Annotated in this window: 6 protein-coding genes; 1 reads left to right on the forward strand and 5 read right to left on the reverse strand. The window is 71.5% G+C overall.

Features of this window, described 5'->3' with window-relative positions; all coding sequences use genetic code 11:
- Nucleotides 1-104 precede the first annotated feature (104 nt).
- From HDG68_RS15380 to HDG68_RS15395, 4 genes are all read right to left on the reverse strand, one after another.
- The gene (locus HDG68_RS15380) at nt 105-1994 is read right to left on the reverse strand and encodes an alkyl/aryl-sulfatase (RefSeq protein ID WP_172153528.1); all 1890 of its coding nucleotides are present in this window, start codon (nt 1992-1994) and stop codon (nt 105-107) included.
- 158 nt (nt 1995-2152) lie between these two features.
- On the reverse strand, nt 2153-3406 hold the full coding sequence (locus HDG68_RS15385; protein WP_172153529.1) for a Dyp-type peroxidase: 1254 nt from the start codon (nt 3404-3406) through the stop codon (nt 2153-2155).
- Complete coding sequence (locus tag HDG68_RS15390; protein ID WP_172153530.1) at nt 3403-4008, reverse strand: copper chaperone PCu(A)C domain-containing protein; 606 nt, start codon at nt 4006-4008, stop codon at nt 3403-3405. The genes HDG68_RS15385 and HDG68_RS15390 overlap by 4 nt, the downstream gene beginning before the upstream one ends.
- A gap of 138 nt (nt 4009-4146) precedes the next feature.
- Complete coding sequence (locus HDG68_RS15395; RefSeq protein WP_172153531.1) at nt 4147-4785, reverse strand: hypothetical protein; 639 nt, start codon at nt 4783-4785, stop codon at nt 4147-4149.
- A gap of 258 nt (nt 4786-5043) precedes the next feature.
- Here HDG68_RS15395 and HDG68_RS15400 point away from each other — a divergent pair, with 258 nt between their 5' ends.
- Nucleotides 5044-14352: a DUF5979 domain-containing protein gene (locus HDG68_RS15400; protein ID WP_172153532.1), complete on the forward strand. Its 9309-nt coding sequence runs from the start codon at nt 5044-5046 to the stop codon at nt 14350-14352.
- Between the two features lie 105 nt (nt 14353-14457).
- On the opposite strand, the gene HDG68_RS15405 is transcribed toward HDG68_RS15400, so the two are convergent.
- Entirely contained in the window at nt 14458-14877 is a 420-nt protein-coding gene (locus HDG68_RS15405) for a transferase (RefSeq protein WP_172153533.1), read from the reverse strand.
- Nucleotides 14878-14961 lie beyond the last annotated feature (84 nt).

Consider the following 14961-nt stretch of genomic DNA (forward strand, 5'->3'; position numbering starts at 1 on the left):
TCGGTCCCTGAGGCGCGACCGTCGCGGTGCCGACGGTGCGGTGACAACCCGATGCTCCCCGGAGAACTCACGTCTCGAACAGTGCCTGGCCCAGGTCCTCCCCGTCAGGGGGTGACGATGGCGAAGTCCGGGTCGCCGTCGTCCAGGACCGCGGCAAGTCGTCCGATCACGCTCTCGTCGCCGGTGACCTCCATCCCGGCGGCAGCCAGCACCTCCGACGTCACGGTCCCGCCGGCCAGCACCGGCAGCGCTCCCTGCGTCCCCGTCAGGGTCGCGTCCGCCGCGCCGCGCTGCGCCGAGGTGCTGTAGGTGAGCGCCCCGTGCCGGAGACGGAGGCGATACCGGGAGTCGACGTCGGTGAGGACCACGTCGATCGTCAGCGACTCGTCCCAAGACCGCGGCCCGTCGATGCGGACGGCGAGGGCGTCGAACAGCATCTGCGGCGTGAGGTTCGAGATGATGTCCGGCGCCGCCGTCGTCGTCGGAGTACCGAACTGTCCCTCCCGCAGTTCCGTCGCCCCCGACAGGTAGAAGTTGCGCCACGTGCCGTTCTCCGACCCGTACCCGAGCTGCTCGTAGGTGTCCGCCAGGAGCTCCCGTGCCGTCGCGTGGTCCGGCTGAGCGAAGACGACGTGGTTCGCGAGCTCTGCCGCCCACCGGAAGTCGCCGCCGTCGAACGCCTCGCGGGCACCGGCGACGACGGCGTCGGCGCCGCCGCCGAGCGCGACGTACCGCCGCGCCCGCTCCACGGGTGGGTGCTCCCACAGGTGCGCGGGGTTGCCGTCGAACCAGCCCATGTACCGCTGGTAGATCGCCTTGACGTTGTGGCTGACCGAGCCGTAGTAGCCGCGCGCGTTCCACGCGTTCTCCAGCACGGGCGGCAGGTGGATCTGCTCGGCGATCTCCGGCCCCGTCAGCCCCTGGTTGAGCATCCGCAACGTCTGGTCGTGCAGGTAGGCGTACAGGTCGCGCTGGTTCTCGAGGAAGGTCACCGCGCGTTCCTGACCCCACGTGGGCCAGTGGTGCGAGGAGAACACCACCTCGAGGTCCTGCCCGAACAGGTCGATCGTCTCGGTGAGGTACCTCGACCACGAGTTCGGGTCGCGGACCACGGCACCGCGCAGCGTCAACAGGTTGTGCTGGGTGTGGGTGGCGTCCTCCGCGGCGCACAGGGCGCGGTGGTCCGGGAAGTAGAACAGCATCTCCGCCGGGGCCTCGGTGTCCGGGGCCATCTGGAAGACGATGCGGACGCCGTCGACGGTCTCCTCCTGGCCCGTCGTCGTGATGTCGAGCGTGGGGCGGATCAGGGTGACGGTCCCGGTGGACGTGGTCTGGCCCAGGCCGGCGCCGACCTGGCCCTGCGGCCCACGGGCGAGCGCCGCCCCGTACATGAAGCCCGCCCGACGCGACATCGCCGTGCCGGCGTACACGTTCTCCGACACGGCGTGCTCGGTGAAGCCGGCGGGCGCGAGGACGGCGACACGTCCGGCGTCGACGTCCTCCTGCGTGGTCACGCCCTTGACGCCACCGAAGTGGTCGACGTGGGAGTGGGTGTAGATCACGCCGGTGACCGGCCGGTCGCCGCGGTGCTCGCGGTAGAGCTCCAGCGCCGCTGCGGCGGTCTCGGTGGAGATCAGCGGGTCGATGACGACCACGCCCGTGTCGCCCTCGACGAACGTGACGTTGGAGAGGTCGAACCCGCGCACCTGGTAGATCCCCGGCACCACCTCGAACAGCCCCTGCTCGACGACCAGCCGCGACTGCCGCCACAGGCTCGGGTTCACGGTGTCCGGGGCGTCACCGTCGAGGAACGCGTACGAGTCGGCGTCCCACACGACCCGACCGTCGTCGGCGGTGACCGTGCCGGGCGTGCGACGGGCGATCAGACCGCGCGAGGCGTCGTCGAAGGCGCGGGTGTCGTCGAAGGGGAGGCGCTCGCGGATCTCCTGCTGCTGGCGCGCGACAGTGGGAGATGCGGGGCGGGGAGTCGGCATGTCGTCAGGATCGCAGCGGACGCCCCGGCACGCGCGCGAAGAACGGTAGGTCCGACGACACCGAGGAAGGGGTCGGATCGGCACGGTGCGGCCGGATCGGTACGACCTCGTACCGATCCGGCCTCGCCCTGCCGACCCGGGGCGCCGTCAGATGTGTGTCACGCCTCGAGCAGCGCCTGGCCCAGGTACTCCCCGTCACGGGCGCCGGGCGGGACGGCGAACACCGCCGACCCGATCGGCGTCGTCCAGATGTTCAGCAGGTCCGCCTCGTCGAGCTTGCGCTGGACCGGCACGAACTGCCGGTCCACGTCCGCCTGGAACGTCACGAACACCAGGCCCGACGCCGACAGCTCACCCGGGCCGGGCGCGTCGTCGTAGTTGTAGGCCCGGCGCAGGAACCGTTCCGCCGCGTTCTCGGTACGGGCGCGGCGGATGTGCGCGATCGGGTTGATCACGTCCAGCCCGTTCGGGCCCTTGGCTTCCAGGTCCGGCTCGTCGTGCTCGGCCGTACCGGTCAGCGGGGACCCGTCGGCGAGGCGCCGGCCCACGGCCTGCTCCCGCCCGGCCCGGTCCAGCTCGTCCCACGTGTCGAGGTTCATGGCGATGCGGCGCACCACCATGGACGTGCCGCCGGCGAGCCAGCCGCCGGCGGCGTCGGTGTGCCACACCAGCCCCGGGTCGACGCCGGTGTCCACGTTGCGGGTGCCGTCCACCTGGCCCATGAGGTTGCGCATCGTGGTGCCGGGCTTCGTGGTGCCGGGAGCCCGGCGGAAGCCACGCTGCACCCAGCGGACGGTGGTGAACGTGCGGGCCTCCTTGACGAGCAGCCGCACCGCGTGGGACACGGTCACCTCGTCGTCGGCGCACACCTGCAGGATCAGGTCGCCGTCGTTCCACCGGTCCTCGAGCCGGTCGACGTCGAACGCGGGCAGCGGCCGCAGCCAGGACGGGCGGCGGTCCTCCAGCCCGGCCGCGGTGAACACCGCCGGGCCGTACCCGAGGGTCACCGTGAGACGGGCCGGCACCTGGGCCAGCTCGGGTTCGGTGTCGGTCAGGCCGGCCTTCCCGGCCGCGAGGCGGTCGACGTCGTCGGTCCAGATGCCCATGAGCCGGATCAGCGCGTCCCGGTCGACGCCGTCGGCCAGGTCGAGCGCGACGAACGCCGCGAACGACTGCGGCGGGGTGTCGACGCCGGCCTGATGCGGGCCACGGAAGGGGACGGTCGCCCGGCCGTCGGCGTCCGCCGGTGGTGCTGCCGGAGCCTCGGTCGCCTGGGCCGCGTCCCACGCCGACCGACCACCGAGGGCCAGGGCCGCGCCGCCGAGCGCGGCGGCACCACCCCGCAGGAACGACCGGCGCGACGACCCGGACGACGTTGCGGGCCGGACGTCCCGCTCGTCGTCGGCGCTCACGAGTCGGAGTCCTCCTCGTGGTCGGAGTGGTCCATGTCCTCGTGGTCCATCTCGTCCATCTCGGACTCGGGGTCGTACTCCTCTTGCGCACCGGAGAAGGAGCGGGCCGGGGCGGTGACCTCCAGCTCGGAGCCGTCCTCGGTGACGAGCGTGATCGAGACGTCGACGCCGGGCTCGATCGGGCCGGTGAGGTCCATGAGCATCACGTGGTCGCCGCCGGGCGCGAGCTCGTGCTCCCCGCCGGCCGGGACCACGAACCCGCCGTCCTTCTCCTGCATGGTCATGGAGCCGCTGTCGTCGGTGACGACCTCGTGCAGCTCGACCATCCCGGCGACGTCGGTCTGCGCCGACGTGACGACGACGTCGGTGTCGGAGTCGTTGACGAGGGTGCCGAACGCGGACGTCATCCCCTCGTCGACGGCCTTGACCCACGGGTCGGTGACGGACAGGGCGTCGGCCTGCATGTGTTGTTCAGGCTGCTCGGTTCCGGCGTCGTCGGCACCGGCCTCGGCGTCGGAGGCGCAGCCGGCGAGCGCAGCCGTCAGGGCGAGGGCGGTCAGGGGGGCGAGGGTGCGCGCGGTGCGCGTGCGGACGGTGTGCACAGGTGTCTCCTGAGGGTGTGGGTGGGCGCGCGCCGGCACGGTGCGGGCGCGCGGTGGCGCTGAGGAAGCGGCCTCACCACACAGGGCAGGAGCACGACGCCGGCCGGTCGGCCGGGTGCGTGCGTCAGGAAGCTGTGCTCAGGCGAGGGCCGCGGCGGGCGCGGGCGGACCGCGCCGCGGTGCCACGGTGGTCAGGAGGACCCAGCGGGGCAGCGCGGGGGCGGCGGCGAGCACCGGCGTCGTGCGCGCCGTGGGTGCGGGACGGAAGACGCCCGCCACCGCGGGCAGCAGCCACGTCCACACGGTGTGCGCGAGGCGTCCGGCGCGCTCCCCGGCGCTGAGCAGCACCGCGGTGACGACGACGGCGGCCGCGTGCGCGGCGAGCATCCCGGCACCCAGGCCGTGGCCCGCGTGCGCGACGTCGGCGACCGCCGTCGTGCCGTGCGCGGCGGCCTCCGCCAGTGCGCGGGCGTCGAGCGCATGATGACCCGCGTGCGCCGTCGCCGTCCCGTGCGCCCCGGGCGCCAGCAGCATGAACCCGTGGTGCAGCACGGCGTGCAGCCCGGCGAGGAACGGGACCAGCCACCAGGTGCGGGCCCGGAACCGGGCAGCGACGCTCGTGGCGGCCAGCGTCACGGCGAGGACCACGAGGAGCCCGAGCCCCGACGGCAGGGCGCCGCCGCCGACGACGTGCGCGCCCGCGGCGAACCCGAACGAGGTCGAGGCCAGCAGGACGAGGCGCGCCAGACGCGCGACGCGGTCCTGGCGGGAGTCCATGGGTGTCGAGGATAGTCCACCGGTTCGGACCGATCCGGCGAGACTTCCCAGGACAAAACGGTCAGAGTCGCCATTCGGCAGGACGGAACGTGTGAACTCTGCCACGGTCAGGTGGGGGATGTGTGCACGGGGCATGCAGACCTGTGCTGACGTGTGGGAGGGGCACCGATGCTGGGACGCGGGACGGCGGGGCAGTCACGACGTCATGCGAGGCGGCGCGGAGGGCGCCGGTACTCACTGGGATGGTCCCTGCTGGGAGTGTTCGCGCTGACGCTCCCGCTGGTCGCCGTGCCGGCCACGACGGCGTCGGCGGCGTCGTGGCAGGTCGGCAAGGCTGAGCTCACCTCGGGGCCCTACCAGCCCGGCGAGACCGTCACCTGGGTCGTGACGATCTCCTGCTCCGACCCGAACGCAGACCCGTGCGTCCCCACCACGCTGACGGACCCGCTGCCGGAGTACGTCGACCTGGTGAGCGCGTCGATCCAGAACGAGGCCGGGGCGACCGGAGGGTCGTTGGTGGCCGACGAGGACAGCGACACGGTCACCTACTCGGCGGACAGTGTGAACAACGGTGGCCAGGTCCAGATCCTCGTCACCGCGCAGATCACCGACGACATCCCGTACGCGATGAGCGGCGAGACGATCACGAACACCGCGACCGTCGTGTCCGACAACGCGCCCGAGCAGTCGGCCTCGGACGACATCGTCCCCGAGGTGCCGCTCAGCCTCGACTCCATGACGACGAAGTCGATCGACCCCGACGGTGCGATCGCCGCACCCGGTACGCCCGCCACGGTGACCCTCGGCAGCACCAACGCGTCCAACGACCCGGTCGACTCTCTCGTGATCACCGAACCGACGGCCGGGACCGACCCCAACCCGTTCACCTACCTCGGCTTCACCGGCTGGGGCGCGGTGTCCTGGCCGGACGGCGCCACGGGAGCCGAGGTCACGTTCACCTGCGCCGGCGGGACGACCGAGAACGCGAGCACGACCGATGTCGACACGCTCCCGGATCCGCCGGCCGGTTGCGAGGTCGAGGGCTTCACGATCGAGTTCACCGGGACCATCGAGATCGGCGCCTCGGCGTCGATCCCGTTCGACGTCGAGCAGACCGACGCCGTCACCACTCTCGAGGACGCCACCACGGTGACGGACGAGACGGCCTCGTACGTGACGCACGGCGACGACCAGTCGGACCCGGAGCCGGCGAGCGACACCTACGTCATCACACCGCCGAACAACTCCGTCGCGCCGAGCAAGTCGTTCGACCCGGACGTGGTGAGCGCCGGAGACCCGACCACGGTGACCCTCGGCGCCGTCAACGAGGGCGACCCCACCACGTCGCTGTCGATCACGGAGCCCTCACCAGGTACGGACAGCCCGTTCGAGGGGGACGCCCCGCTGACCTTCACCGGCTGGGGTGCTGACACCGACGGCGACGGCATCGGCGACGGCGCCGTGCAGTGGCCGGCGAACGCCGACGCCGCCAGCGTCACGTACACCTGCGCCGACGCCTCGACACCGACGGTCGACGCCACGGCCGTGGGCACGTTGCCCGAACCTCCGGCCGGCTGCGACGTCGTCGGGTTCACCGTCGAGTTCACCGGAGACATCGTCACCGGGGCCGAGGCATCCCTGCCGTTCACCGCGGACACGGACCCGGACCAGGAGACGGACGACGTCGTCCACTCCAACGAGATCACCGCGACCATCCCGAACGACTCCGAGACGGCGTCCGACGACCTGACGACCCTGACCGACCGCCTCGCGACCGAGACGACCAAGTCGATCTCGCCGTCGACCATCCCGGCGTTGCCCGGCCAGACCGTCGTCGTCGGGTTGCCGACGCAGCTGCTGCCGTTCGGGCCGGACGGCTCCACGACCAACGCCGACCAGATCGTCGTGCAGGACCCGACGGACACGGGGGACCCCGGCGAGTTCTGGGACAACTTCTCGGCATCGTCGGTGCGATCCACCGACGTACCCGCCGGCACGGAGCTGACGATCAACTACTGGAACGGCAGCGAGTGGGTCGAGGCCCCCGACTGCGGCAGCCCCGTCCAGGGCGCGGCGACGGTGAACTGCGCGCTGCCGGACGACGCGCAGGGCGTCCAGTTCGTCTACGACGACACGACCGGCAACGGGATCCCGCCGGGGACGTCGGTGTCCCCGAACTTCGTCGCGTCCTACGACGGTCCTCAGGACCGCGACGACCCGATCGCGAACTGCGGTGCGTCGAGCGCCGAGAGCGGTACGGTCGCCCCGACCGACCCGGCGGAGGCCTGCACGTCCGTCGACCCGTTCCCCGTGCCGACGAACCCCGGTGAACTCGACTTCATCGACAAGCAGTTCCTCGCCCCCGAGGGGCAGGACGGGACGCCGTACTCGGTGCGGGCCCGCACGCAGGACGAGATCACCGCGCAGATCACCTGGTCGACCAACGGGTTCGAGGGCGTGGACCCGATGGTGATCAGCGACATCGCCGACCCGATCGCCGCGGACGACCCGGCCATCGAGGGCTCCTTCTACGACGCGTTCGACCTGGTGAAGATCACGGTCGACGATCCGCTGCTGCAGTACGACCAGGTCGAGAGCGTCGAGCTGTTCATCGACGGGGCCTGGGTGGAGGCGTCCGGGGACCCCTGTCCCTGCGACGGGTCGTTCCCGGGCTACACCCTGACGGACGCCGAGAGCGCCGCGGCGACCTCGGCGCGGCTGACGTACACCGAGTCGCCGACCCGCGCCGAGTTCCCCGCCGACCCGACGATCCCGGCCGCGGGAGAGGGAGTGGCCCGTTCGACGCAGGGTGACGGACGCCACGTCGACCTGACGTTCCGGCTGCGCGACGACCGCCGCAGCGGCGGCCCGGCGCTGGGCCGCGAGCAGGGCGAGATCTACAACACCGCCGACCCCGGACTGGTGAACGACACCGCCCGTGGCACGGCCACCTTCCAGGGGACCGAGCGCACCGACGTCGACGACGACGACGTGCTGATCCTCGACCAGCCCATCAACGTCGGGATCACCAAGAACTGGGCGGCCGGCCCGCTCTCCGTCCCGCCCGAGGGCACCCCGTACGACGACTTCCCGACCACCGTGGTCACGGTGACCGCGTCGAACAACTCCGTCGCCAGGGTGGACGAGCTGCGGATCGCCGAACCGTCGACGGCCAACGCGGCGAACGTCGTCGAGCCGGAGACCGGCGAGGGGACGAACCCGTTCGACGCCTTCACGCTGACGGACATCATCGCCATCGACCCGCCGGACGGCACGGAGGACACGGTCGTGGCGCTGACCCGGTGGGACGGCGCCGCCTGGACAACGGTGGAGTACACGGAGGGAGAGGCCGAGGGTCTCGTCGCCGCGGACCTGACGGACGTCGTGGGGGTCGAGGTGACCTTCGACGGCCGCATCGCCTCGAGCGAGCTCGGCGACAACGAGGGCGTCCTCGAGATGCGGCTCAAGCTGCGCGAGCTCGACCGGTACACGGGCAACCGGGTCGAGGTGGACCACGACCCCAACCCGGTGCCGAACAGCGCGGGAGCGGAGGTCTCCGACCCGGGCGGCACCACCGCCCAGACACCGCAGGCCTGGAACACCGACGACATGGAGCTTCTGGACGCCGAGATCTCCATGGTTCAGACGAAGTCGTTCACCCCGGCCTCCGTGGTGGAGCCCGGTTCGGACGCCGAGGACAACCCCACGTCGGTGCTGGAGATCACGGGCCAGCCCACCGGACCGTCCCGCGCCGTGGAGATGCTGCTGACCGACGTCGACGGCAGCTTCTGGAACCAGTACGACCTGGTCGACCTCGCGGACACCACGTTCCGGGCACCGATCGACCAGGTGCAGATCGACGCCTGCACGGGCGGCGCCTACGACGCGGCGAGCGACACGTTCGCCGACTGCACGTGGACCGAGGGGACGCCGTCGGACGCCTTCGCCCTGCCCGCAGGGGTAGACCCGGCCGACGTGGTGGGCCTGCGGTTCTCGTTCACCAAGGCGGACGGCACGATCTGGGAGAACCCCTCCAACCCGACCCAGGTGGTGCACCTGACCGTGCAGGTGCGGGACACGTTGCGGTCCGACCCGGGCACCCTGGTGCCGACGGACCTCGAGGCCAACGATCCTGCGCCCGGTGAGGAAGCCCCCGGCGTCGCGACCAACGACGTCGCCGCCACCGTGACCGGGGCGGACCTCGTGTTCAACCCGGACGACCCGCAGAACCCGATCCCCGTGTCGAGCGAGGCGGACGCCACCGGGACCATCACCTATGAGCACGCCGAGAACGGCGTCCAGGTCGTCAAGGACTTCGACACCGACATCAGCGGTGGGACCAAGCCGCCGGGCGCCCCGTTCTCGATGAACATCACCGTCACCAACGTCGGCAACCGGCCGATCGTCGACCCGGTGATCACCGACCCGATGCCCACGCAGGCCGACGGGCCGGACCTGAGGCTCGCGGACGTCGCCGAGCCGTACAGCTATGCGCTCACCGAGCCTGCAGAGCCTCCGCCCGGGCAGCCCAACGGGCCGCAGATGCCGACCGACCCGTCCGAGGTGACAGTGGATCGCAGCGGGAACATCACGAACCTCGAGTGGACGTTCCCCGAGGGCACCGTGCTCGAGGTCGGCCAGACGTACACGATCACCGTGCAGGTGATCTTCCGGACCACCCTCGAGGCCAACACTCTCGTGGAGAACACGGCCGGGGTCACCGGAGACAGGCCCTGGGACGTCTGTCAGACACTGTCCGGTCAGGACGGAAGTGTCGTCGACGGCCGGCTCGACGAGCAGACCGGCGCCTGCGAGGCCGACGCCGACGTGACGCCCATCCCCTCCGGTGTGCTCGCCGAGTCCAAGCTTGTCCGGGCGACGAGCAACGAGTACCCGCTCGGTCTCATCGTCGACCCCGACCAGCCGGGCAGCGTGACACCCGAGGAGTGCTCGCCGAACGCCGCCGGGTTCTACGCCTACCCGTGCACGCCGGTGGTCCCGCCGGGAGAGAACGAGACCTGGCGGATCCGGGTCGACAACGTCGGTAACCTCCCGATGGACAAGGTCGTCATCTACGACCGCCTGCCCACCCCGGGGGACACGGCGTCGGATCCCACGAGCAGCTCGGAGCGCGGTTCGCAGTGGTCGCCGGTCCTCACCAACGACCCGCCGCCGACCGTCGTCAACGCGCCGGCGGGCAGCACGACGACGTTCTACTACACCACGACAGACGACTACTGCCCGGCCGACCTCACCGACCCGCTCAACGAGCCGACGTGCTCCGACGACCCGGCGGCCGGCGGCTGGGCCGAGCTGACCGCGGACACCACGGACGAGGTCTACGAGGAAATCGTGGCGCTGAAAGCCGTCATCGAGATGGCGGACGGCAACCTGTTCCGCCCGGGTGCCTTCCTCGCGCTCGAAGGCACGTCGACCACGCCGCCCGAGGCACCCGAGGCGGGCGACGAGGCGATCGCCTTCAACTCGGCGGCGACCTCTGGCGTCGTCGTCACCCCGTCCGGGAGTCGAATCAGCTCGCTGTCCACCGAGGGCACCAAGGTGGGCGTCGCGACGGCCACGGGCCCACTTGAGGTGAACAAGCTGGTCGCCGGCCCGGCCGCGGACCTGGCTCCCGACTCGTTCGAGATGACGGTCACGTGCACGGCCGCGGTCGGATCGTGGCTGGAGACGGAGCTCGACCCCATCAGCATCACCGTCACCCCGGGCACCCCCACCCTCGTGGAGGACCTGCCTTTCGGCTCGGAGTGCACCCTCACCGAGGACGCCTCGGGTGGTCAGAGCGAGCTGGTGGTCGACACGGTGACGATCGCCAGCCAGGACCCGGACGACCCCACCACGATCCTCGCGACCAACTATTACAACGTGTCCACGATCGAGCTGTCGAAGGAGGTCGTCACGGACGCCGTCGACCAGGACGGCGAGCCGATCGGATTCGGTCCCTTCGAGGTCGAGGTGGAGTGCACGTTCCTGGGCGAGACCGTCCTGGCGGACGGCTACACCGAGAGCCCCATGGTCGTCGAGATCGTCGACGGCGAGACGGTCGAGCTGACCGACCTGCCCGTCAACTCCGAGTGCACCGTCACCGAGACGGGCACCGGCAACGCGTCGTCGACCACCGTCACGGTGCGGCACGGACTCCAGCAGCCCGAGGTCTTCGAGGGCACGGTGGGCAACCTCGACCTCGTCGGTGACCTGGTCAGCATCCCGCGCAACGCGGTCACGGTCACGAACGTCTACGACGTCGGGGCGCTGCACCTGATCAAGGACGTCACGGGCAGCGGCGCCGACGACTTCGGTGACGGGCCGTTCGTCTTCGACGTCACGTGCACCTATGACGACGACGGGGACGGCGGTGCCGACCCGCGAACGGTCTGGGCCGACACGGTCAGCCTGGGCGGGGGCGACCCGCTCGAGGTGACGATCGAGAACATCCCGACGGGTGCGGTCTGCGAGGTCGTCGAGACCGACGACGGCGGTGCGACGGACAGCAGCCTCGACCCGGTCGACGGCACGGTCACGATCGGGGACCAGCAGGGCGTCGAGGTCACGGCGACCAACGAGTTCGACCTCGGCACGGTCCAGGTCGACAAGGAACTCGCCGGGCTGGGCGCGCTGTACGGCCCTGGACCGTTCGAGGTCTCGATCGAGTGCACCTACCAGGGCGATCCGCTCGAGATCCCGGGGGGCGCCGTGCGGACGCTGAACCCCGGTGACCCGGTGCTATACGAGGGGCTGCCAGTGGGGTCGGAGTGCACGGTCACCGAGACCGGCACCTTCGGGGCCACCTCGACGTCGATGAGCGTCGACGGCGGTGACGCCGTGGACGGCACGTCGGTGGACGTCGTCGTCCCGCCGGCCACGGACGGTGAGCCGACGGCGGTCGAGGTGCTGGCGACCAACACCTTCACGACCGCTCCGCTGGCGATCACCAAGGTGGTCGACGGCGACGGCGCGGCTTTCGCTCCCGCCATGCCGGACCTGCCGGAACGCCCGGCCGTGCCCGACCCGCCGTACACGCCCGAGGTGGTCGAGGCCTTCCTCGACGAGCTCGAGGCCTACCTGGCCGAGGTCCCGTTCGAGGAGTTCCCCTACCAGGCCTCGCTGGCCTGCACGTTCGACGAGGATGGCGACCCGGGAACCCCGGCGCTCGACGTGCCGATCCCGGGTGGCGAGACCCGCCGCTTCGGTCCGGGCTTCCCGGCGCTGTACTTCGGGCTGCCGCTCGGGGCCGAGTGCACGGTCACCGAGACGGACATCGGCGGCGCTACCGACGTGGCGATCGAGCCGGTGCCGGTCGAGATCGTCGAGACGCAGGGCCCGCTGACGCCGATCGAGGCGACCGTCGCCAACACCTACGACGTGGGCCGGTTCACGGTGGAGAAGGTCGTGGACGGCGACGGCGCCGAGTTGTGGGGTGCGGGGCCGTTCGAGGTCAGTGCCGCGTGCACGTTCCTCGGGGAGGAGATCGACGTCCCCGGAGGTGCGACCCGTCCGGTGGCTCCCGGTGAGCCGGCCGTCTTCGACGATCTGCCCGTCGGGGCCGTGTGCACCGTGAGCGAGTCGGACGACGGCAGCGCCACCGACGTGACGATCTCCTCGGCGGTCGAGGACGGCACGCCGGGACAGGTGGTCGTCCCCGAGGCCGGGGACACGAGCGTCGGCCTCACGGTGACGAACACGTTCGACCTCGGCGAGGTCGTCGTGGAGAAGGCCGTGGACGGCGACGGCGGTGAGGCCTGGGGCGCCGGGCCGTTCGACGTCGAGCTGGCCTGCACGTTCAACGGCTCGGAAATCGAGATCCCCGGTGGTGCCGTGCAGACCGTCGAGCGCGGCGGGTCAGTGACCTACACGGACCTGCCGGTGGGTGCCGAGTGCTCCGTCACCGAGCCCGACGACGGCAGCGCGACCGCGACGTCGATCAGCCCGGACTCGGTGACGGTCGGGCATCTCGACGAGGACCCGGTGACCTTCACCGTGACGAACACGTTCGACCTCGGCTCGGTCGAGGTCGACAAGGAGCTCGCGGGCCTGGGCGCGCTGTACGGCCCCGGACCGTTCGAGGTGACCCTCGAGTGCACCTTCAACGGCGAGCAGATCGAGATCCCCGGTGGCGCGGTCCGCGTGCTCGTCCCGGACGAGACGGTCGTCTACGCCGGTCTGCCGGTCGGCGCCGAGTGCACGGTGACGGAGACCGACACCTTCGGGGCCTCGTCCGTGGAGGTCGCGGTGGACGGCGGCGACCCGGTGGAGTTCGGCGACGGCGAGACCCCGTCGGCGGACGTCGTGGTCCCCGGAAACGACGGCGACGGTCCGACGTCGGTGCAGGTGTCGGTGACGAACGTCTTCGACACCGCGCCGCTGGTGATCCGCAAGACGGTCGACGGCGACGCGGCCCAGTTCGCGCCGGCCATGCCGGAGCTGCCGGGCCTGCCCGAGCTCCCGGCGGGCCCGATCGGCGTCGACGAGCTGGAGGAGTTCCTCGCCGAGGTCGAGGAGTTCCTGGCGCAGGTGCCGTTCGAGGAGTTCCCCTACCAGGTGTCGCTCGCCTGCACCTACGACACGGGCACCTCCGTGGTCGACGTGCCGATCCCGGGCGGCGCGACCCGCGCGTTCGGTCCGGGCTTCCCCGGCCTGTACTTCGGGCTGCCGGACGGTGCCGAGTGCACCGTGACGGAGCCGGAGGCCGGCGGCGCCACGTCGGTGGCCTTCGACCCGGAGACGGTCGTCGTGGACGGGCAGGCCTCGGTGCTCGAGCCGATCGAGGCGGTCGTGACGAACACCTACGACGCCGGGACGATCCAGGTGGACAAGGTGGTCGACGGCGCGGCGGGCCAGTTCGGCGTCGGGCCGTTCGAGGTGTCGCTGGCCTGCACCTTCGAGGGGCAGGACATCGAGATCCCGGGTGGTGCCGTGCGGTCGCTGACGCCGGGTGAGCCGGTCCTGTACGAGGGGCTCCCGGTGGACGCCGAGTGCGTGGTCACGGAGACCGACGCGGCCGGGGCGACGTCGAGCAGCGTCTCGACGGCGGTCGACGGCGGCGAGCCGGGTCAGGCCGTGGTGTCGGCGGCGGACGCCGACCCGGCCCTGGTGACGGTCACCAACACGTTCGACGCCGGCGCGATCATCGTGGACAAGGAGGTCGTGTTCACCGGCGCGTCCTCCGACGTCGGGCCGTTCGAGGTGACGCTGGTCTGCACCTTCCAGGGGGAGCGGATCGAGATCCCGGGCGGCGCGGTCCGTGAGCTGTCCCCGGGTGACCCCGTCACCTACGACGGTCTGCCGGCGGGTGCCGACTGCGTCGTCACCGAGTCCGACGACGGCGGCGCGGTCTCCTCGGAGGTCTCGAGCGTGGACGGCGGGGAGCCGGGCGCGGTGACGATCGCCGCGGGCGGGCTCGCCTCGGTCACGGTGACGAACACGTTCGACGCGCCGCCGCCGGGTCCGCTGCCGCGCACGGGTGCCGACGTCGTCGCATGGATCGGCGTGGCGCTGCTGCTGCTGCTCTCGGGTGCCGCGCTGCTGGCCGTCCGCCGTCGGACCGCCTGACGCACCAACCGCTGTGGGCGGAAAATCTGCACCGTAGGACCGGGCGAACCGGTCATATCGGGCCAGATTCTCCGCCCACAGCGTCGCAGGGGAGGGAGCCGCCGCTCAGGCCGCGGCGGTGAAGTCCCGCCGGCGCCGTTCGGCGCGCACCGAGGAACCCTCGGGCACGATCTCGTCGGGCAGCACCACGGCACCGGCCTCGACGCGGGTCTCCGCCCCGAGGCGCGCGTGCGCGCCGACGCGGGCACCGTTGCCGACGACGCCGCCGATACCGACGTGCACGCCGTCGTCGATCCGCGCGCCGGTCTGCACGACGGCGTCGACATCGACCCAGCTGTACCGGCCGATGCGCGCGAGCGCGCCGACCTGGGCGCCTGCCTCGACGTAGGCGCCGACCTCGACGGTGGCGTCACGGTGCACGGACGCGTGCGGGGACACGTATCCCTGCCCGTTGTCGTGCCGCACGTAGCGCGTGACGTTGCCGGCGTCGTCCTCGATCTCGACCTTCCGGGGAATGCGTCGCACTGCTCTCCTCGCTCGGGTAAGACTCTGCTACTGGTGACATAACGTGCGACACGCCGCAGAGATTCCCAGGACACGCGGCGTGGC

This window comes from Isoptericola chiayiensis (assembly GCF_013149805.1).
GTDB lineage: Bacteria > Actinomycetota > Actinomycetes > Actinomycetales > Cellulomonadaceae > Isoptericola > Isoptericola chiayiensis.